Genomic DNA, 20,202 nt, shown 5'->3' with positions numbered 1-20,202 from the left:
CCCACAGGGCATGCGGGCGTCGGATCAGCATCCCCATCGGCGCTGTCAGTGACGGCGGGACGGGCCTCGCGCGGCAACAGCGACCGTTTCAGGATCATCCGCCCGGATCTCCTTCGCGGAACCAATCCGGGCGCACCACCACCGCTGCAATCCACCCGGAGAAGGAATCGACATGAGACGCAAGAGAGCCCTCCTGACGACGGTGACCCTCGCGGTCACCGGCGCACTCACCGCCGGCGTGCTGGTGACGATGGCCCCCGCCGCCAGCGCCGGGACGACCCTGCGGGCTGCCGCGGCCGAGAAGGGCCGCTACTTCGGCGCCGCGGTCGCGACGGGCAAACTCTCCAACAGCACGTACACGACGATTCTCAACCGCGAGTTCAACAGCGTCGTGGCCGAGAACGAGATGAAGTGGGACGCCACCGAGCCGCAGCAGGGCCAGTTCAACTACAGCGGCGGCGACCGCCTCGTCAGCCACGCCCGGGCCAACGGGATGAGCGTGCGGGGCCACGCCCTGCTCTGGCACCAGCAGGAGCCGGGCTGGGCGCAGGGCATGTCCGGCAGCGCCCTGCGCAGCGCGATGATCAACCACGTCACCCAGGTCGCCACCCACTTCAAGGGGCAGATCTACGCCTGGGACGTGGTGAACGAGGCGTTCGCCGACGGCAACAGCGGCGGCCGGCGTGACTCGAACCTCCAGCGCACCGGCAACGACTGGATCGAGGCGGCGTTCCGCGCCGCGCGGGCCGCCGACCCGGGCGCGAAGCTCTGCTACAACGACTACAACACCGACGGGGTCAACGCGAAGTCGACCGGCATCTACAACATGGTGCGCGACTTCAAGTCCCGGGGCGTGCCGATCGACTGCGTCGGCTTCCAGTCCCACCTGGGCACCACGCTGGCCAGCGACTACCAGGCCAACCTCCAGCGCTTCGCCGACCTCGGCGTCGACGTGCAGATCACCGAGCTGGACGTCATGACCGGCGGCAACCAGGCGAACATCTTCGGCGCGGTGACCCGGGCGTGCATGAACGTGTCGCGCTGCACCGGCATCACGGTGTGGGGCGTGCGGGACTGCGACTCGTGGCGGGGGTCCGACAACGCCCTGCTGTTCGACTGCAACGGCAACAAGAAGCCGGCGTACGACTCCGTCCTCAACGCCCTCAATGCCGGCACCGGCATCCCCAACCCGACGACCACCCCGCCGAACCCCACCACCACTCCGCCGAACCCGACGACTCCGCCGCCGGGTGGGGCCGGGTGTTCGGCGACGGTGTCGGCGAATTCGTGGACGGGTGGTTTCGTGGCCACGGTGAAGGTGACCGCTGGTTCTGGTGGTACCCGGGGTTGGAACGTGAGTGTGACGTTGCCGGGTGGTACGAGTGTCACGGGTACGTGGTCGGCGACGGCCAGTGGTAGTTCGGGGACGGTGCGGTTCGCCAACGTGGACTACAACGGTCAGCTCGCCGCCGGTCAGGTGACCGAGTTCGGGTTCCAGGGCAACGGCACCGCGCCCACCCAGACCCCCACCTGCACCGCCAGCTGATCCGCCCGTCGGCCCGACCCGGAGCACCCCGGGTCGGGCCGACGACCCCTCGTCCGGCCGGCCCGTCGACCGCCGCACGGCCTGACGGGGCCGGGCACCGCCCGCCGCCGCACCCCACCCACCATGAAGGAAGCGCCGATGAAACGAAGGATCGCCCTGCTGGCGGTCGCGCTGGCGACGGCCCTGGCGACGACGACGGCCGTGATCAGCGCCGCCCCCCCGGCGTCGGCCGCGACGCTCACCCAGGTGACCAACTTCGGCACCAACCCGACCAACCTTCAGATGCACCTGTACGTGCCGGACCGGGTGGCGGCCCGGCCCCCGCTGCTGCTGGCCCTGCACTACTGCACCGGCAGCGGCCCGGCGCTGCACACCGGCTACCAGCTCAGCTCCCTCGCCGACCGCTACGGCTACATCGTGATCTACCCGTCGGTGACCCGCAGCAGCAAGTGCTGGGACGTCTCCTCCCCGCAGGCCCTGCGGCGTGACGGCGGCAGCGACCCGGTGGGCCTCAAGTCCATGATCGACTACGTCCGGGCCCGCTACCCGGTCGACGCGAACCGCATCGGCGTCCTCGGGTTCTCGTCCGGCGCCATGATGACCAACGTGATGGCCGGCCTCTACCCGGACGTGTTCCACGCCGGGGTGAGCTCCTCCGGCGTGCCCTTCGGCTGCTTCGCCACCACGAACGGCTCGGAGTGGAACAGCGAGTGCTCCGGCGGACGGATCGTCAAGACCCCGCAGCAGTGGGGTGACCTGGTGCGCAACGCCTACCCCGGCTACACCGGCAGGCGTCCCCGCATGCAGATCTGGCACGGCACCACGGACACCACGCTGAGCTACGTCAACTTCGGCGAGCAGATCAAGCAGTGGACCAACGTGCTCGGGGTGTCCCAGACCCCCGTTTCCACCGACTACCCGCAGACCAGCGCCACCCGCACCCGCTACGGCGGCACCGGCGGCACGCCGCCGGTCGAGGCGATCAGCTTCCAGGGCTACGGCCACTCCATCCCGTTCGACACCGCGCAGGCCATCCGCTTCCTCGGCTTCGACGTGGCCAACCCCACCACGCCGCCCCCGACGACCCCGCCCCCGACGACCCCGCCCCCGACGACCCCGCCCCCGACCACGCCGCCTCCGACCACCCCGCCTCCGACGACTCCGCCGCCGGGTGGGGCCGGGTGTTCGGCGACGGTGTCGGCGAATTCGTGGACGGGTGGTTTCGTGGCCACGGTGAAGGTGACCGCTGGTTCTGGTGGTACCCGGGGTTGGAACGTGAGTGTGACGTTGCCGGGTGGTACGAGTGTCACGGGTACGTGGTCGGCGACGGCCAGTGGTAGTTCGGGGACGGTGCGGTTCGCCAACGTGGACTACAACGGTCAGCTCGCCGCCGGTCAGGTGACCGAGTTCGGGTTCCAGGGCAACGGCACCGCGCCCACCCAGACCCCCACCTGCACCGCCAGTTGACGCTACGCGTACACAGAAGAGAGCGACATGTCCAGAAACAGGTTCTTCTCCGGCCCCATCGCGCTGGCGGCCCTCCTCGTCGTGACGGCGGGTGGCGTCACGCTGAACGGTGGCCTCGGCGCCGTCGAGACGGTTGCCGACGTGGGCGCCGCCGCGGCGACCGCAGGCTGCGGCAAGGCCCCGACGCTGCGCAGCGGCACCCACACGATCCAGAGCAACGGCAAGAGCCGGAGCTTCATCCTGCGGATGCCCAACAACTACAACAACAACAACCAGTACCGGTTGATCTTCGCGTTCCACTGGCGGGGCGGCACCGCCACCGAGATCGACAACGGCGGCACCAGCGGGGCCGCCTGGTCCTACTACGGCCAACTGGAGCAGTCGAACAACACCGCCATCCTGGTCGCTCCCCAGGGCCTCGGCAACGGGTGGGGCAACGCCGGCGGCGAGGACGTCACCTTCGTCGACGACATGCTCCGCCGCATCGAGGGCGACCTCTGCGTCGACACCACCCAGCGTTTCGCCCTCGGCTTCAGCTGGGGCGGTGGCATGAGCTACGCCCTCGCCTGCGCCCGCGCCACGGTGTTCCGGGCGGTCGCGGTCATCAGCGGCGCGCAGATCAGCGGATGCAGCGGCGGCACCCAGCCCATCGCGTACTTCGGGCTGCACGGCATCAGCGACACCGTCCTGAACATCTCCCAGGGCCGTGCGCTGCGCGACACGTTCGTGCGCAACAACGGCTGCACCGCCCAGAGCCCGCGCGAGCCGGCCCCGGGCAGCAGGACGCACATCACCACCGCGTACTCGGGCTGCCGGGCCGGGTACCCGGTGCAGTGGGCCGCGTTCGACAACGGCCACATGCCGGGCCCCGTCGACGGCACGTACGCCGAGAGCGGCGTCACCACCTGGACCAAGGTCGAGATCTGGCGCTTCTTCGCCCAGTTCCAGGGCACCCCGAACCCCACGACTCCGCCGCCGAACCCCACCACCACTCCGCCGAACCCGACGACTCCGCCGCCGGGTGGGGCCGGGTGTTCGGCGACGGTGTCGGCGAATTCGTGGACGGGTGGTTTCGTGGCCACGGTGAAGGTGACCGCTGGTTCTGGTGGTACCCGGGGTTGGAACGTGAGTGTGACGTTGCCGGGTGGTACGAGTGTCACGGGTACGTGGTCGGCGACGGCCAGTGGTAGTTCGGGGACGGTGCGGTTCGCTAACGTGGACTACAACGGTCAGCTCGCCGCCGGTCAGGTGACCGAGTTCGGGTTCCAGGGCAACGGCACCGCGCCCACCCAGACCCCCACCTGCACGGCCTCCTGACCGCCGGACGGCGGCAGGCGTACCCCGGCTCCGGGGCGGCGGACGCACCTGGTCCGTCGCCCCGGGGCGCGTCGTGCTCCCGGCGCGGCGTCGGCCGTGTCCGCGCCGGGAGGCAAACATGTGACGTCTCCTATAGTGGGGTGCTGCCGGCATCCGCGGGGCGTGGGTGCCGGGTCCCGTGCCGTCGGCGTATGGCGGCGGGCGCTGAGGGGGCCGGGGTGGCACTGACCGACGACGCGATCGCGAAGATCCGCAGCATGATCCAGAGCGGCGAGCTGCCGCCGGGCGCGCGGCTGCCACCGGAGCCGCAACTGGCCGCGCAGATGGGGCTGTCCCGCAGCGGGGTGCGGGAGGCCGTGAAGGTGCTCGAATCGGCCCGGGTGCTCGACGTGCGGCGGGGCGACGGGACGTACGTCACCAGCCTCGCCCCCCGGCTGCTGCTGGAGGGCCTGGGCGTCGCGGTGGAGCTGCTGCGCGACGACACCCTGCTGGAGGTGATGGAGGTGCGCCGGATGCTGGAGCCGGTGGCGACCGGCCTGGCGGCGCTGCGGATGACCGACGCCGACCTCGACGGGCTCAGCCGGATCCTGGAGGAGATGCGGGCGGCGGCCGACGACGCGGAGAAGCTGATCCGGTTCGACACCGCCTTCCACCACACCGTCGTCGCCGCGACCGGCAACGAGACGCTCACCTCGCTGCTGGACGGGCTGTCCAGCCGTACGGTGCGGGCGCGGGTGTGGCGCGGGTTGATCGAGGGCAACTCGGCGCACCAGACGATCGACGAGCACCACGCGATCTACCTCGCGCTGCGCGCGGGTGACCAGTTGCTGGCCCAGGCCAGCGCGCTGATGCACGTCAACACCTCCGAGGCGTGGCTGCGGCGGGTGCTCGCCGTCCAGGCGACGGACGCCTGACCCGGCCCCCGACCGGCCCCGCCGCCGGGTCCCGCCCGCCGGGGCCGTCGCCGTCCCGGCCCGGGAGGGTTGACCCGCACCCCCGCGAGAGATATAACGTATGACGACTAACTAGTCGACGTTTATCTATGAATAGGCGCGACCCGATCCTCCCTCATGCCGCACCGCACCACCACCACACGGGTGTCGGTCCCAGCGGGGTGACCAGGCCGGCGAGGTCGAGCCGTGTTCCCCGGGGAGGCCCGACCCATGTCAGGAACCAGGCGGCTCCTTCGCCGCCCATCGGCCCTCGCGCTTCTGCTCGTCGGCACTCTGCTGGCCGTCGGCGGCGCGGTGGGCGGGCTCGCCGCGCCGGCCCGGGCCGCCACCTCGATCACGATCAACGGCGCGTCGGGCGGCAAGACCTTCGACGGCCTCGGCGCGGTCAGCGGCGGCGGCGGCAACAGCCGGCTGCTGATCGACTATCCCGAGCCCCAGCGCGGCCAGATCCTCGACTACCTCTTCAAGCCCGACTACGGCGCCTCGTTGCAGATCCTCAAGGTGGAGATCGGCGGCGACACCAACTCCACCAGCGGGTCCGAGCCGAGCCACTCCCACTTCCGCGGCGACCTCGACTGCAACCGGGGCTACGAGTGGTGGATCATGGAGCAGGCCAAGCTCCGCAACCCGAGCATCAAGCTCGTCGGGCTGGCCTGGGGCGCGCCGGGCTGGATCGGCAACGGCACCTTCATGTCCCAGGACTCGATCGACTACCACCTGTCCTGGCTGGGCTGCGCCAAGCAGCACAACCTGACCATCGACTACCTCACCGCCGCCCAGAACGAGCGGTTGTACGACGCCAACTGGACCATCAACCTGCGTACCGCGCTCAACAACAACGGCTACGCGGGCGTGAAGCTCATCTTCGGCGACGACTACCCGGGCAGCTGGAACCCGGCCAACGTGGCCGTCAACAACGCGGCGCTGCGCAACGCGATCGACGTCATCGGCGGCCACTACCCGTGCGGCTACCTGGCCGCGCAGACCACCTGCACCGTGTCGGCCAACGCCACCGCCACCGGCGAGACCCTGTGGAACAGCGAGGGCGGCTCGCAGGACTACAACGACGGCGCCAAGCCGCTGGCGCGCGGCATCAACCGGGGCTACCTCGACGGGCGGATGACCGCGTACATCAACTGGAACCTGATCGGCGCGACCACCACGAACATCCCCTGGGCCACCGTCGGGCTGATGCTGGCCAACCAGCCCTGGTCCGGCTGGTACGCCGTCGGCAAGAACGCCTGGACGCTCGCCCACACCACCCAGTTCACCGCGCCGGGCTGGAAGTACCTGGACTCGTCCAGCGGCTACATCGGCGGCGCGCGCAACAACGGCAGCTACGTGTCGCTGAAGTCGCCGAACAACACCGACTACACCACGGTCGTCGAGACCATGGACGCGACCGCCGCGCAGACCCTGGACCTCACCGTCACCGGCGGGCTCTCCACCGGCTCCGTGCGGGTGTGGTCGACCAACCTGAACTCCAACAACACCGCCGACCACTTCGTCCGCGGCGCCGACATCACCCCCTCGGGCGGCCGCTACTCGCTGACCGTGCAGCCCGGCCGCGTCTACACGATCACCACCACGACGGGCGGGGGCAAGGGCACCGCGACCAGCCCGCCGCAGGGGCAGCTCAGCCTGCCCTACAGCGACAACTTCGACAGCTACCCCGCCGGCAAGCTGGCCCGGTACCTCCAGGACAACCAGGGCGCGTTCGAGACCGCTGCCTGCGGCGGCGGCCGGGCCGGCATGTGCCTGCGCCAGTCGTCGCCGATGGCCCCGATCACCTGGAAGACCCTGGCCGACCCCAGCACGTACGGCGGCAACCTGAACTGGAACAACTACACGGTCTCGGCCGACGTGCTGCTGGAGAAGGCCGGCTACGTCCAGCTGGAGGGCCGGGTCGGCAGCCAGAACCTCGACCCGGTCAGCGCCCAGAACGCGTACTTCCTAAGGGTCACCGACGCCGGCGCGTGGTCGATCCTGCGCAACAACACCAGCAACCAGCTCACCACCCTGCGCAGCGGCACCGTCGCCGCGCTCGGCACCAACCGCTGGCACAGCCTCGCCCTGGGCTTCTCCGGCAGCACCATCACCGCCACCGTCGACGGGGTCACCGTGGGCACGGCCACCGACTCGTCCTTCGGCGCGGGTCTCGTCGGCTTCGGCACCAGCCAGGGCCAGACCGCCCAGTTCGACAACCTCAGCGTCGTGCCGGGCGTGGGCGGCGGCACGCAGGTCGCGCTGCGCAACACCAATGCCGGCCGGTGCCTGGACGTCCCGTCGCAGTCGCAGACCAACGGCACCCAGCTCACCCTGTGGGACTGCAACGGCGGGGCCAACCAGCAGTGGACGCAGACCGCCGGCAAGCAGCTCCAGGTGTACGGCACGAAGTGCCTCGACGCCGAGGGCGCGGCGACCTCGTCGGGGACCAGGGTGATCATCTGGGACTGCACCGGCGGCACCAACCAGCAGTGGAACCTCAACTCCGACGGCACGATCACCGGGGTGCAGTCCGGGCTGTGCCTGTCCCCGACCGGCGGCGGCACCGCCAACGGCACGCAGGTGGTCATCGCGACCTGCACCGGCGGCAACAGCCAGAAGTGGACGCGGAGCTGACCGCTGCCCGCGCCTGTGCGGGAGGGGCTGCCCCAGGGGAGCCCCTCCCGCAGGCGGCGCGTCCGTCAGCGCACGAGCCGGGCGGTGTCCGGCCCGCTGCGGCGGACGAGCCACGCCTCGGTGATGTGGGTGCTCATGGCCGCGGCCGCGCCGTCGGGGTCGTGGGCCGCGATGCGCTCGTAGATGCGCCGGTGCCCCCGGTTGGACGCCACGCAGAGCGCGCGCTCGGTGCGGCCCATGTACCGGGCGGTGTTCACCACCTGGCTCTCCAGGGCCCGCACCACGCCCCGGGCGATGCGGTTCCCCGACGCCTGCATGATCACGTCGTGGAACGCGCGGTCGTGCTCGTGGTAGGTGACGTGGTCGTCGACCAGCTCGTCCATCCGGTCGACCAGGGCGCGCAGCCGGTCGACGGTCTCCTCGTCGGCCAGGCGGGCGGCGACGTTGGCCATGTCGGACTCCAGCACCCGGCGGGTGACGACCAGGTCGTCGAGGATCGCCAGGCTGTCGTCCTCGGCGATGGTCGCCGCGAGCACGAGCTCGTCGAGCATGTCCCACGTCGACGGCGGGGTGACGATGGTGCCGCTGCCCTGGCGGACCTGCACGAGCCCCTTCTCCTGGAGGATCTTCACCGCCTCCCGCACGACGGTGCGGCTCACGGAGAACGCCCCGCACAGCGCCGGCTCGGGGGGCAGGGGGGTCCCCGGGGGGTGCACCCCCCGGACGATGCGCTCCACCAGTTCCGCGGTGACCGCCGTGGCGAGGTTCGCGGGCCGCCGCGCCCACGCCGGGGAGCCCGAGATGCTCGGGGTGGTCTCCTGTGCTGCCGTCATGTCCCCTCCAGTGCCCCCGCGGGCGGCGGTCGTGGCGCCGTCGGGAAATTCTACGCCTCAGTGTTGACGTCATACGTCATACGAGTTACCTTCTCGTCAATTCTTGCATCGACGGCCGGCTCTCCGGCACCCGCATAGTCGAAGGTGAGCAGCGATGAAGCAGCGAGCAGTGTGGCCAGCGATCCTCGTCGCGGCACTGGTGCTGGGTGGCTGCGGGAGCGCCTCGGGGACGCGTTCCTCGCCCGGCGGATCCGACGCCAAACTGGTGGTCTGGGACTGGAAGTCCGGTGAGCCCACCGCCGCGCAGTACATCGAGAAGGCGAAGGCGGACTTCGCCAGGAAGCACCCCGGCGTGACCGTCGAGTTCGTCGCCCAGCCCCACGACCAGTACTACACCCTGCTCGGCACGGCGATCCAGTCGGGCAAGGGCCCCGACGTGATCCTGTTCAACGGCGGCGGGCAGATCCGCGACCGGGTGGACGCGCTCCTGCCGCTGGACGAGTACGTGGCCGAGGACCGGCAGCGGCTCGCCGGCTGGGACGCGTTCACCAAGGACGGGAAGACCTACGCCGGCCCGGTGACCCTCCAGGGCCACCCGATCTACTACAACCGGTCGCTCTACGAGAAGGCCGGCCTCGACCCGGCGAAGCCGGCGGCCACGTGGCCCGAGTTCGTGGCCAACTGCGCCGCCATCACGAAGCGGACCGGCACGAAGTGCTTCGCCCTCGGCAACAAGGAGGGCATCGGGATCCAGTTCTTCCTCTCGGCCTTCGGCTCGGGCGTGCTCACCCCGCAGGAGTACGACGCCTGGATCGCCGGCAAGCGGGACTGGACCTCGCCGCACGTCAAGCGGATCTTCGCGCTCTGGAAGGAGACCCAGGACGCGAAGCTCAACAGCGACGGGCCGAACTCGACGGCGATGTTCAACGACGCGTTCGCGCTCTTCCAGTCCGCCAAGGCGTCCCACGTCATCGGCCTGATGTCCGACATCGGGCACTGGAAGGACTTCGGCGAGTTCCTCACCGCCGACAAGGTCGGCGTGATGCGCGCGCCGGTGGTCGTCCCCGGGGCGACCCCCAGCCTGCCGTTCGACGGCGGCATCGGGTACGGGGTCGCCAGGTGGACCAGGGACCCGAAGCTGGCCGCCGACCTGGTGCGGTCGTTGACCTCGACCGACGCCCTGACGGCCTTCCACACGCAGGCCGGCGCGATCGCCGCCGACACGACGATCGACGTGTCGCAGGGCGGCCCGGCCGTGACCACGATCGTCGCGGACCTGGCCAGCGGCAAGCCCGCCCTGCACGTGGCGCTCTCCTCGCGCACCCTGGACCTGATGGGCCGGGTCTCCCAGCAACTGCTGAGCGGCTCGATCACCGTCGACGAGGCCGTGCGGCAGTTGGCGGCCTCGGATCAGGCCGGTTGACCCGTGCCGAGTGGAGAACCGTTGACGTCGGTCCGTCCGGTGGTGGCCGGGCGGACCGACCGGGCGCGACACCAGCGGCCGGCGCTGCCGGGCGCCGCGGCCCGGCGTGGCCGTGGCGCCCGGCGGAGCGAACGCCTCGCCCCCTACGTCCTGCTCGCCCCCGCCGTGCTGGTCATCGTGCTGCTGCGGCTGTGGCCGCTGCTGCTCGGGGTCAACTTCTCGTTCACCGGGGACGGCGACCGCGACGGGACGATGGTCGGCCTCGACAACTACCGGGAGCTGCTGGCCGACCCGCTGTTCCGGGGCGCGCTGCGCAACGTCGGGCTGCTCGTGCTGCTGCTGCCGGTGGCGGTGGCGATCCCCGGCCTGCTCGCGACGTTCATCTACCTGCGCGTGCCCGGGCACCGCTTCTACCGCAGCGTCTACTTCTTCCCGGCGGTGCTCTCCCCGGTCATCGTCGGCGCGATCTTCAACCTCCTGCTCGCCTTCGACGGCCCGCTCAACACCGTGCTCGGCGGCGTGGGCATCGGGCCGACGGACTGGCTGGGCGACCCCGACGTGGCGATGTTCGTGGTGGTCGGCGTCCACATCTGGGCGACCTTCGGCATGGCGCTTGTGGTCTTCCTCGCCGGGTTCGCCACCCTGGACGCCTCGCTGCTGGACGCGGCCCGGGTCGACGGCGCGTCGCTGCCGCAGACCATCCGGCACGTGATCGTCCCCAGCCTCTCCCGCACCATCCAGTTCGTCTTCGTGACCACGATGATCGGGATGCTGACCTCCATGTTCGGCCTGCTCTACGTGATGACCAGCGGCGGCCCCGAGGGCTCGACCTATCTGCCGGAGTACTACATCTGGATCCAGCAGGGACAGATGAACCGCCCGGCGCTCGCGTCGGCCGCCTCGACGGTGCTGTTCGTCGTCATGCTCGTGGTGGGGCTGCTGCAGATCAGCCTGCTCCGGCGGGGGGTGAGGGAGGCGTGACGTCCCGCGTCCGGCCGGGCAGGTGGCTGCTCGCCGTCCCGATGAGCCTCCTGGCGCTGGCCACGATCTACCCGCTGGTGTTCACCGCCAACGTGGCGATGAAGACCCGCCGCGAGTACATCCTCGACCGCTTCTCGCTGGCCGACGCCCTGCGCTGGGAGAACGTCGCCACCGCGTGGAACAGCGTCGGCATGGCCCGGTACCTGGCGAACTCGGTCGGCACGGTGACCGCCGCGGTGGTCCTGCTGCTGCTGTTCGGTTCCATGGCCGGCTTCGCCCTGAGCCAGCTGCGCTTCCGGGGCTCGTCGGCGCTGTTCCTGGGCTGCCTCGCGGCGCTCTTCGTGCCGTTCCAGGTGATCATGGTGCCGTTGAACCGGATCATGGCCGACGCCGGGCTCGTCGACACCTACCCCGGCCTCGTCCTCGCCTACGTCGCGCAGTTCCTCCCCTTCACGATCTTCCTGATGACCAGCTACTACCGGACCATCCCGACGGAGATCGTCGACGCGGCCCGCATCGACGGCAACAGCGTGTACGGCGTCTACCGGCGGATCATGCTGCCGCTGGGCGCCCCGGCGTTGCTGTCGGTCGGCATCCTCGACGCCCTGTTCTGCTGGAACGACGTGCTGATCGCGCTGCTGCTGATGCCCTCGACCGAGCACCGCACCCTCATGGTCGGGGTGACCTCGCTGCGCGGGCAGTACTCCGCCGACATCCCCACCTTCGCCTCCGGGGTGCTGATCGCCGCGATCCCCGTCCTGGTGATCTACCTCTTCCTCCAGCGTCAGATCGCCGATGGCGTCGCCGCCGGCTCCACGAAGGGGTGACATGCGGATCACCGGTTACCGGACCCTGACCACCAGCCAGGAGTGGGGACGCCCCGTCGGGGACGCCAACGGCGTCTTCGCCGACGGCGTCACCGCCGTGCCCATCGTCGTGGTCGAGACCGACGAGGGCATCAGCGGCGTCGGCCTCGGCCCGCACGGGGACATCGAGAACATCTTCGCGGCGCTGCACGGTGAGGATCCCCGCGCCGTGACCAGCCTGTACGACCGGATGCTGCGGCAGACGTTCAAGGCGGGCCACGCGGGCTCGGTGTTCGGCACCATCGGCGCGCTCGACACCGCACTGTGGGACATCAAGGCGCGGGCGGCCGGGCAACCGCTCTGGCGGCTGCTGGGCGGCCGCGACCGGCGGGTCCCCGCCTACGCGTCCGGCCTGGACATCGGGCTCGGCGACGACGAGCTGGCCGCGGCGTACCAGGAGTACGCCCGGCACGGCCTGCGGGCCGCCAAGCTCAAGGGCGGCCTCGACATCGAGCGGGACCGCGACCGCCTGCGCCTGGTGCGCGACGTGCTGGCCGACGCCGCGCACGGGCAGCGGCCCGGCCTGATGCTCGACGTCAACGAGGCGTGGACCCGCAAGCAGGCCGTCCGGCACGTCTGCGAGCTCGAACGCGACCTGGACCTGGTCTGGATCGAGGAGCCCGTGCGCCGGTGGGACGCCGAGGGCCTCGCCGCCGTCGGGCAGGGCATCCGCGCCTCGGTCGCGACCGGCGAGAACCTCACCGGCCTCGAACAGTACCGTCCGCTGCTCGCCGCGGCGGCGGTCGACGTCGTCCAGGCCGCCGCGGTGTGGGGCGTCACCCACTTCCTGCGGGTGTCCGCCCTGGCGCACGCCTTCGACCTGCCGGTCAGCCCGATCGGCAACAGCCCCATCGGCCTGCTGCACGCCGCCACGTCGGTGCCCAACCACCTGGTCAGCGAGTTGCAGGACCTGCACGCCCCGGTCGGGCTCAGCCTCGACCTGCACGTCTCCGACGGCGCGTTCGTCCTCGGCGACTCGCCGGGCCTGGGCGTCACGGTCGCCGAGGACCAGCTCCGCGCGCCCCACCGCCGCCCGCAGCCCCCGGCCGCCGACGGGCCCAACGTGCGGCCGGAACGGGCCGGGCGACGCCTGCTGGCGGTGGCCGACCACGCCCACACCACGGCCCGACCGCACGCCACCACCCGGCCCGGCGGGCCCGCGCACACCCACGACGGCGCCGCGCCCGCCGTCCGGCCCTGACCCCGGCCGCCACCCCACCACGATAGGAGCCCCGCCCGTGCCCGTCCCGTCATCACCCAGCAGGCGTCGGCCGGTGCTGGCCGCCGTCGCCGCGGCGACGGCCGCCGCCGCGGCCGCCGTGTTCGCCCCGGCGACACCCGCCCTCGCGGCCACCACCACCCTCTACGCGTCCCCCGCCGGCAGCGGCACCGCGTGCTCGGCCAGCCAGCCGTGTTCCCTGACCGAGGCGCAGAACGCCGTCCGTTCCCGCACCGCGGCGATGTCCGGCGACATCGTCGTCGAGCTGGCCGACGGCGTCTACCGGCTCGCCGCGCCGCTGCGGATGACCGCCGCCGACTCCGGCACGAACGGCTACACCGTGACGTGGCGGGCCGCGGCGTCCGCCCGACCCGTCGTCAGCGGTGCCCGGGCGGTCACCGGCTGGTCGCTCGTCGACTCGGGCAAGAACATCTGGCGGGCCAGCGTCCCCGCCGGGCTCGACAGCCGGCAGCTCTACGTCAACGGCGCCGTCGCCACCCGCGCGCGCACCGCCGTGAACCGGGCCGACTTCACCTTCACCACCTCCGGCCTGCGGTTCAGCAACAGCGCGCTCAACTACCTGAACAACCTGGGCAACCAGAACCGGGTCGAGGTGGAGAGCGTGGGCTCGTTCACCGACCGGTACTCCCCGGTGCAGAGCATCAGCGGCAACTTCCTGACCATGCAGCAGCCGGCCTGGAACAACAACACGTTCGGCTTCGACACCCTCTCCAGCCCACACCGCGCGGGCCCGTTCTACCTGACCAACGCGTACGAGTTCCTCGACGCGCCGGGGGAGTGGTACCTCAACCCGGGCAGCGGGCAGCTCAACTACATCCCGCTGGCCGGGCAGAACATGAGCAGCGTCAGCGTCGAGCTGCCGCAGTTGCAGTCCCTGGTGAACGTCGGCGGCACCTACGACGCCCCCGCGCACCACATCTCGTTCAGCGGGATCACCTTCACCGGCACCAGCTGGCTCGGCCCCAGCAGCAGCAACGGCTTCGCCGACCAGCAGACCGGCGCGCACATCGTCGGCACCTGGGCCCGCCCGGCCGACGCCCTGACCTCCTGCCAGGCCGGCTGCCCCCAGTTCGAGGCCACCCGGCCGAACTGGGCCCAGATGCCCGCCGCCGTGCAGGTCTCCGCCGCGAACACCATCACCTTCAGCGACTCGCAGTTCGTCAACCTGGGGCAGACCGCCATCGGCATCGGCAACGACGCCAACGCCCACGCCAGCGGGGTCGGCCTCGGCGCCAGCAACATCACCGTCACCCGTTCCGAGATCGCCCGCAACTCGGCCGGCGGCATCGTCGTCGGCGGCGTGCGGGCCGACGCCCACCACCCCAGCGACCAGCGGATGGTCAACCGCAACATCACCGTCAGCAACAACCGGGTGCACGACCTGGGCCTGGAGTACCGGGGGGTCGTCTCGATCCTGACCACCTACGTCAGCACCGCCCTGGTCTCCCACAACGAGGTCTACAACATGCCGTACACCGGCCTGTCGGTCGGCTACGGCTGGGGCGCCAACGACGCCGGCGGCAGCAACCACTACGCCAACCGTGGCCTGTACAACTACCAACCCCGCTACACGACGGCGACCACCGCGTCCAACAACCAGGTCATCGGCAACTACGTGCACGACGTCATGCAGCAGATGACCGACGGCGGGTGCATCTACACGCTGTCGGCGAACCCGGGCGCGACCATCAACGAGAACTACTGCCTGCGCACCAACGGCTGGTTCGGGCTCTACTTCGACGAGGGGTCCCGTTACTACACCGCCCGCACCAACGTGTTCTCCAACACCGGCACCTGGGCCACCGCCAACTACTGGTACGCCGAGAACATGGGCAACTTCACCGTCACCAACAACTGGTCGACCAACAACAGCACCAACGTGACCAACGGCGACCGGGGCAACGTCGTCAACAACAACACGGTCGTCAGCAACAACAACTGGCCCTCGGGCGCCCAGACGGTGATGGCCAACGCCGGCGTGCAGGGCGGCAGCAACCCGTCGCCGCAGGGCGCGCAGATCGTCGGCGTCCAGTCCGGCCGGTGCGCCGAGATCGGCGGCTCCAGCACCACCAACGGCACCCAGGCCCAGCTCTGGGACTGCGTCGGCGCGGCCAACCAGCGGTGGACGCAGACCGCCAGCCGGCAGCTCATGGTGTACGGCAGCAAGTGTCTGGACGCCTCCGGGCAGGGCACCGCCAACGGCACCCAGGTCGTGATCTGGGACTGCAACGGCCAGGCCAACCAGCAGTGGAACGTCAACGCCAACGGCACGATCACCGGGGTGCAGTCCGGGCTGTGCCTGGACGCCAACGGCGCCGGCACGGCCAACGGCACGAAGCTCATCCTCTGGGCGTGCAACGGCGGCACCAACCAGCAGTGGAGCCTGCGCAGCTGAGTCGGGGGCGCGCAGGGCCGGCCCGTCGCCGGCCCTGCGCGCCGCGCCCGCGCCGGCCTCCCGGGCGGCGACGACGTCGCAGGCGGCGCGTCGCGTGCCGGCCGCCGGCCCGGCTAGTGGCGTCGCGATCCCCGGATGAACTGGTCGACGGCGGTCTGCGTGATCCCGTCGAGCAGCTCCGACGCCACCAGGTTGCCGTTGACCAGCATGGCGATGCCCTGCAACGTCGCGAACAGCACGATGCCCACGCGCTCCGGGTCGCCGGGCTCCAGCACCCCCTGCGCCTGCCCCTGCACGATCAGGTCCTGCATCAGCCCGAACGGCGCGGCGGCGGCCTCGACGAGATGATCGGCCCCCGCGCGGTGCTTCCTGGTGAACATCAGCTCCAGCAGCGCGGCGTCCTCGGTGGCGAACCGCAGGTAGGCCGCCGCCATGGCGTGCAGGCGCGGCCCGAAGTCGCCCCCGGCGGCGGCGAGCGCCGCGCGGAGTTGTGCGTGCAGCCGGGCGAACCCGGCTTCGGCGAGCGCGTCGAGCAGCGCCTGACGGTCGGGGAAGTGCCGGCGCGGCGCGGCGTGGCTGACCCCGACCTCCCGCGCCAGCTCGCGGAGCGAGAGCTGCTCCGCGCCGTGCTGGCGCAGGCTGCGCTCGGCGGCGGCGAGCAACGTCGGGCGGAGGTTTCCATGGTGGTACGCGGGCACCGGGTCATGGTAGCCAACGATGTCGTCATTGCCGACATTGTTGTCACCGGATACATTGTTTCCCATGACAACATTCACGCTCGCCCAGCTCCCCGCCATGACCGGCCGTACCGTCGTCGTCACCGGCGCGAACAGCGGCATCGGCCGCGCCGCCGCCCGCGCGCTCGCGGCCCGGGGCGCCCGCGTCGTGCTCGCCGTCCGGGATCCCGCCAAGGGCGAAGCCGCCGCCGCGACCATGACCGGCGACGTCGACGTTCGCCGGCTCGACCTCGCCGACCTCGCCTCGGTCCGCGCGTTCGCCGAGGGCTACGCCGAACCGATCGACGTGCTGATCAACAATGCCGGCGTGATGATCCCGCCGCTGGGCCGCACCGCCGACGGGTTCGAGCTCCAGTTCGGCACCAACCACCTCGGGCACTTCGCGCTCACCAACCTGCTGCTGCCCCGGATCCGCGGGCGGGTGGTCACCGTCTCCTCCAGCGGGCACCGGGCGGGGAGGATCGACTTCGCCGACCTCAACTGGGAGCGCCGGCCCTACCGGGCGTTCCCCGCGTACGCCCAGTCGAAGCTCGCGAACCTGCTGTTCACCGCGGAGCTGCACCGCCGGCTCACCGAGTCCGGCTCGCCGGTGCGCGCGACCGTGGCCCACCCCGGCCTCGCGGCCACCAACCTGCTCGGCCACCTCGACGGCGACCGCTCCCTGCTGCACCGGCTCCAGACGGCGGTGACCGACCGCCTGGCGCAGAGCGACGAGGACGGCGCGCTGCCCACGCTCTACGCGGCGGTGGCCGACGTGCCGGGCGGCAGCTACGCCGGTCCGGGCGGCTTTCTCGAGGCTCGCGGCACGCCGAAACTCGTCGGCCGGTCGAAGGCCGCCCGCGACGGCGCCGCCGCCCGTCGCCTGTGGACGGTCTCCGAGGAGCTGACCGGGGTCGCCTTCCCGCTGGCCGCCCAGCGCGCCCGGTAGCGGTTCCCCGGCCCGCCGGCCACCTGACGGAGGCAACCCCGCGTGACGGTCCGGCCACTGTCCCGGGCCGGGCGGGTAACGGGGAGGGCTATGCTTCGGCGCGGAGCGTGGCCCGTCCCCCGAGCGCCGGGGCGGGCGTCGAGTCGAGGGCGGTGTGATGAACATCGGGGAGATCGCCCGGCGGGCGGGGGTGTCCCGCAGCACCGTGTCGTACGTGCTGAGCGGGAAGCGGACCGTGTCGGAGCCGACCCGGCAGCGGATCCAGGCGGTCATCGACGAGCTGGACTACCGCCCCAACGCCAGCGCCCGCGCGTTGAAGGAGGGGCGCACCCGCACCCTCGGGCTGGTGATCCCCCCGGCCAGCCAGCGGCTGACCGACATGCAGCTGGGCTTCGTCGCCAGCGTCGTCGAGGCGGCGGCCCGGCACGACCTGGACGTGCTGCTGTCCCCGTCCGGCGGCGACCACGACCGCTCGTTCGAGCGGATCGTCGCCGGGCGGCGGGTCGACGGGGTGGTCCTGATGGAGATCCGGCTGTCCGACGACCGGGTGACCCGGCTGGCCAAGGTGGGCCTGCCGTTCGTCACGATCGGCCGGACGGCCGAGCCGCACGGCATGAGCTGGATCGACGTCGACTACGCCGGGCTGATCGCCCGGTGCGTGCACCACCTGGCCGACCTGGGGCACCGGCACGTGGCGCTGGTGAACCGCTCCGCCGAGCTGGTCGCCTCCGGCTATGGGCCCAGCCACCGGGCGCTGGCCGGCTTCCGGGCGGCGGTGGCGGAGCGGGGCCTGGTCGGCGTCGACGTCTGCTGCGGCGACGACGCCGCCTCCGGCGAGGCGTGCGTGGCGCAGTTGCTCGCGACGTACCCGCAGCTCACCGCGATGGCCACCATCAACGAGGCCGCGCTGCCCGGGGTGCAGCGCGCCCTGGCCGGCGCCGGGCTGGCCGTGCCGGGGGACTTCTCGGTCACCGGGGTCGCCGCCCGGCACTGGGCCGAGGACTTCTCCCCGCCGCTGACCGCCGCCGACGTGCCGATGGCCGACATGGGCACCGAGGCGGTGGCGCTGCTGTTGGAGATCATCGCCGCCCCCGGCGCCGTGCCGCGCCACCGCCTCTACAACCCGCCCGTCTCGCTGCGGTCCAGCACCGGCCCGGCCCGACCCCGCTGACCGGCCCGGCTACCCGCCGGCGGCCCGCCGCCCCTGCTGCGCGGCGGCGAGGATCAGGTAGCTGCTGGCGGTCCAGGTGTAGGCGCGGTCCCGCAGCCCCGCGCCGGTCTCGGCGTCGAAGTTCTCCGCGAAGCCGGACTTCTCGCACAGGGCGAGGAAGCGCCGGCTGATCTCGTCGGCGAGGCCGGTGTGCCCGGCCCGGCGCAGCCCGTCCTCGACCAGCACCGTGGAGGGGGCCCAGATGGGGCCGCGCCAGTAGCCGTCGGCCAGGTAGTCGGCGGAGTCCGGCGGCTCGGTGGCCAGCCCGTGCGTGGTCAGGTGGGCCTCGACGCCCCGGGCCAGCGCGGCGGCGACCGGGGTGGGCAGGTCCGCGCCGAGCGTGACGGGCATCAAATCGAGCAGGCTGCGGCTCGCCCGCCGCCGCCCCGTACGTGGGTCGCGGGCGGTGAAGCGCGCGCCGTCCCACAGGTCGCGGAGCAGGGCCGCGCGGATCCGGTCGGCCTCGGCGGACCAGCGGCCGGCGGGCTCGCCCAGCTCGGTGGCGAGGTCGGCCAGGCAGCGCAGCTGCGCGACCAGGAACGCGGCGAGGTCGGCGGTCTGCACGACCCGCCCGCCGTCGAAGGTGGTGGCGTTGTCCCAGCCGCTGTCGTTGCCGTGCTGGTAGTGGGGTAGGTCCTGGCCGGGGGCCCGGCGCGCGTCCAGCCAGAACCCGGTCCAGCGGGCCAGCCGCTCGTACGTCCGGGCCAGCGCCGCCCGGTCCGGCGGCGCGGGCAGGCGGCGGCGCAGGCGCCGCAGGGCCCAGCCGTGGATGGGCGGCTTGACGTAGTTGTGCAGGACCTCGGAGTGGGTGACGGAGTCGGGCAGGGCACCGGCCGGGTCCTGGTGGTCGAAGGGCAGGTGGAACTGGTGCCAGGCCAGCTCCGGCTCGCCGGCGGCCAGGGCGATCGCGTTGAAGCAGTGGTCCCAGCTCCACACCTTGTCCATCCAGTGCTTGGACATCAGCACGGCGGGCCGGGTGACGAAGCCCGCGGGGGCGACGGTGGCCGACCACAGCACGTACGCGGCCAGGTCGGCGGCCGGGGTGTCCGGGCCGCGCCACGGCGCGACCGCGTCGACGAAGGCGGCGAACTCGGTGCTGCGGTCGTGGTGCAGCCGGTCGAAGGTGGCGGTCGCGGCGTGCGGCGCACGGGCGGTCGCGTACTCCTCGATCGCGACCTCCCACGGCTGGTCGCCGGGGAGGTCGAGGAACCGGTCGGCGGTGCCGAGCGCCTCGACGCCCCCGGTCCGCCGCAGCGCGCCGGAGAGCACGGTGACCCGGTAGCGGCGACCGGTCTCGTACGAGGTGAACACGTGCGAGCCGTCGAGCGGGTCGAGGTAGAGGTAGGTGCCGCTGAACGGGGTGAGGGTGGCCGCCGCCGCGGCGATCCGCAGCCCGAGCCGCCGGCCCCGCAGCCGCAGGGTGTCCGGCCCCGCGTAGACGGCCTCGATCCGGCCGGCCCTGTCGCGCCAGGTGAGCAGCGTGGGGGTGGCGACGACCGTGGCGTCGGACCCGGCGGGGGTCAGGCGCAGCACGGCGTGCAGCCCGGTCTGGTGCGAGACCAGGTGCAGGTCGTCGGCGTACGTCTTCTCGGCGATCACCGGGGAGATGTCGAGCCAGGACCCGCGGTAGCTGAACGGGATGTCCTGGATGGGGAACTCCGGGCCGGGCGGGGCGACGGTCATG

Annotated in this window: 15 protein-coding genes; 12 read left to right on the top strand and 3 right to left on the bottom strand. The window is 71.9% G+C overall.

Going from position 1 to position 20,202, the window contains the following annotated elements:
* Window positions 1-172 precede the first annotated feature (172 nt).
* The 5 genes from HDA31_RS17480 to HDA31_RS17460 all read left to right on the top strand — a co-directional run bounded on the left by HDA31_RS17480 (window position 173) and on the right by HDA31_RS17460 (window position 7,905).
* Window positions 173-1,546, top strand: coding sequence for an endo-1,4-beta-xylanase (locus HDA31_RS17480; protein ID WP_178064369.1), 1,374 nt, complete (start codon window positions 173-175; stop codon window positions 1,544-1,546).
* Between the two features lie 138 nt (window positions 1,547-1,684).
* The gene (locus tag HDA31_RS17475; RefSeq protein ID WP_178064370.1) at window positions 1,685-3,013 is read left to right on the top strand and encodes an extracellular catalytic domain type 1 short-chain-length polyhydroxyalkanoate depolymerase; all 1,329 of its coding nucleotides are present in this window, start codon (window positions 1,685-1,687) and stop codon (window positions 3,011-3,013) included.
* 27 nt (window positions 3,014-3,040) lie between these two features.
* Entirely contained in the window at window positions 3,041-4,330 is a 1,290-nt protein-coding gene (locus HDA31_RS17470) for a CE1 family esterase (RefSeq protein WP_178064371.1), read from the top strand.
* Window positions 4,331-4,548: 218 nt separating this feature from the next.
* A complete protein-coding gene (locus tag HDA31_RS17465) occupies window positions 4,549-5,244 on the top strand; it encodes a FadR/GntR family transcriptional regulator (RefSeq protein ID WP_074478849.1) in 696 nt (231 codons plus the stop codon).
* Between the two features lie 249 nt (window positions 5,245-5,493).
* Entirely contained in the window at window positions 5,494-7,905 is a 2,412-nt protein-coding gene (locus HDA31_RS17460; protein WP_178064372.1) for an RICIN domain-containing protein, read from the top strand.
* A 65-nt stretch (window positions 7,906-7,970) separates the two neighbouring features.
* Here the strand turns inward: HDA31_RS17460 and HDA31_RS17455 are convergent, their stop codons facing one another.
* Window positions 7,971-8,738, bottom strand: a complete 768-nt coding sequence (locus tag HDA31_RS17455; protein WP_178064373.1) for a FadR/GntR family transcriptional regulator — start codon at window positions 8,736-8,738, stop codon at window positions 7,971-7,973.
* Window positions 8,739-8,892: 154 nt separating this feature from the next.
* Between HDA31_RS17455 and HDA31_RS17450 the strand changes: the two genes are divergently transcribed.
* From HDA31_RS17450 to HDA31_RS17430, 5 genes are read left to right on the top strand one after another with little or no spacing between them, the layout of a single operon-like run.
* The gene (locus tag HDA31_RS17450; RefSeq protein WP_178064374.1) at window positions 8,893-10,161 is read left to right on the top strand and encodes an ABC transporter substrate-binding protein; all 1,269 of its coding nucleotides are present in this window, start codon (window positions 8,893-8,895) and stop codon (window positions 10,159-10,161) included.
* 21 nt (window positions 10,162-10,182) lie between these two features.
* On the top strand, window positions 10,183-11,142 hold the full coding sequence (locus HDA31_RS17445) for a carbohydrate ABC transporter permease (protein WP_221486631.1): 960 nt from the start codon (window positions 10,183-10,185) through the stop codon (window positions 11,140-11,142).
* The gene (locus HDA31_RS17440; protein WP_246384575.1) at window positions 11,139-11,969 is read left to right on the top strand and encodes a carbohydrate ABC transporter permease; all 831 of its coding nucleotides are present in this window, start codon (window positions 11,139-11,141) and stop codon (window positions 11,967-11,969) included. Before HDA31_RS17445 ends, HDA31_RS17440 begins: the two co-directional genes overlap by 4 nt.
* A gap of 1 nt (window position 11,970) precedes the next feature.
* A complete protein-coding gene (locus HDA31_RS17435; protein ID WP_178064375.1) occupies window positions 11,971-13,209 on the top strand; it encodes a mandelate racemase/muconate lactonizing enzyme family protein in 1,239 nt (412 codons plus the stop codon).
* Between the two features lie 37 nt (window positions 13,210-13,246).
* Window positions 13,247-15,643 carry an RICIN domain-containing protein gene (locus tag HDA31_RS17430; RefSeq protein ID WP_178064376.1) on the top strand — a complete coding sequence of 799 codons (2,397 nt, stop codon included), beginning with the start codon at window positions 13,247-13,249 and terminating at the stop codon, window positions 15,641-15,643.
* A gap of 113 nt (window positions 15,644-15,756) precedes the next feature.
* On the opposite strand, the gene HDA31_RS17425 is transcribed toward HDA31_RS17430, so the two are convergent.
* Entirely contained in the window at window positions 15,757-16,341 is a 585-nt protein-coding gene (locus HDA31_RS17425; protein WP_074478854.1) for a TetR/AcrR family transcriptional regulator, read from the bottom strand.
* Window positions 16,342-16,405: 64 nt separating this feature from the next.
* Between HDA31_RS17425 and HDA31_RS17420 the strand changes: the two genes are divergently transcribed.
* Together HDA31_RS17420 and HDA31_RS17415 are read left to right on the top strand one after the other, a co-directional pair.
* A complete protein-coding gene (locus HDA31_RS17420) occupies window positions 16,406-17,308 on the top strand; it encodes an oxidoreductase (RefSeq protein WP_178064377.1) in 903 nt (300 codons plus the stop codon).
* Window positions 17,309-17,465: 157 nt separating this feature from the next.
* Window positions 17,466-18,479, top strand: coding sequence for a LacI family DNA-binding transcriptional regulator (locus tag HDA31_RS17415; RefSeq protein ID WP_178064378.1), 1,014 nt, complete (start codon window positions 17,466-17,468; stop codon window positions 18,477-18,479).
* Window positions 18,480-18,488: 9 nt separating this feature from the next.
* On the opposite strand, the gene HDA31_RS17410 is transcribed toward HDA31_RS17415, so the two are convergent.
* Window positions 18,489-20,201, bottom strand: a complete 1,713-nt coding sequence (locus HDA31_RS17410; RefSeq protein ID WP_178064379.1) for an amylo-alpha-1,6-glucosidase — start codon at window positions 20,199-20,201, stop codon at window positions 18,489-18,491.
* Window position 20,202 lies beyond the last annotated feature (1 nt).

Source organism: Micromonospora carbonacea (genome assembly GCF_014205165.1).
Lineage (GTDB): Bacteria > Actinomycetota > Actinomycetes > Mycobacteriales > Micromonosporaceae > Micromonospora > Micromonospora carbonacea.
Note: the sequence above shows the minus strand (reverse complement) of the source record. Positions and strands in the feature narration are given on the sequence as shown.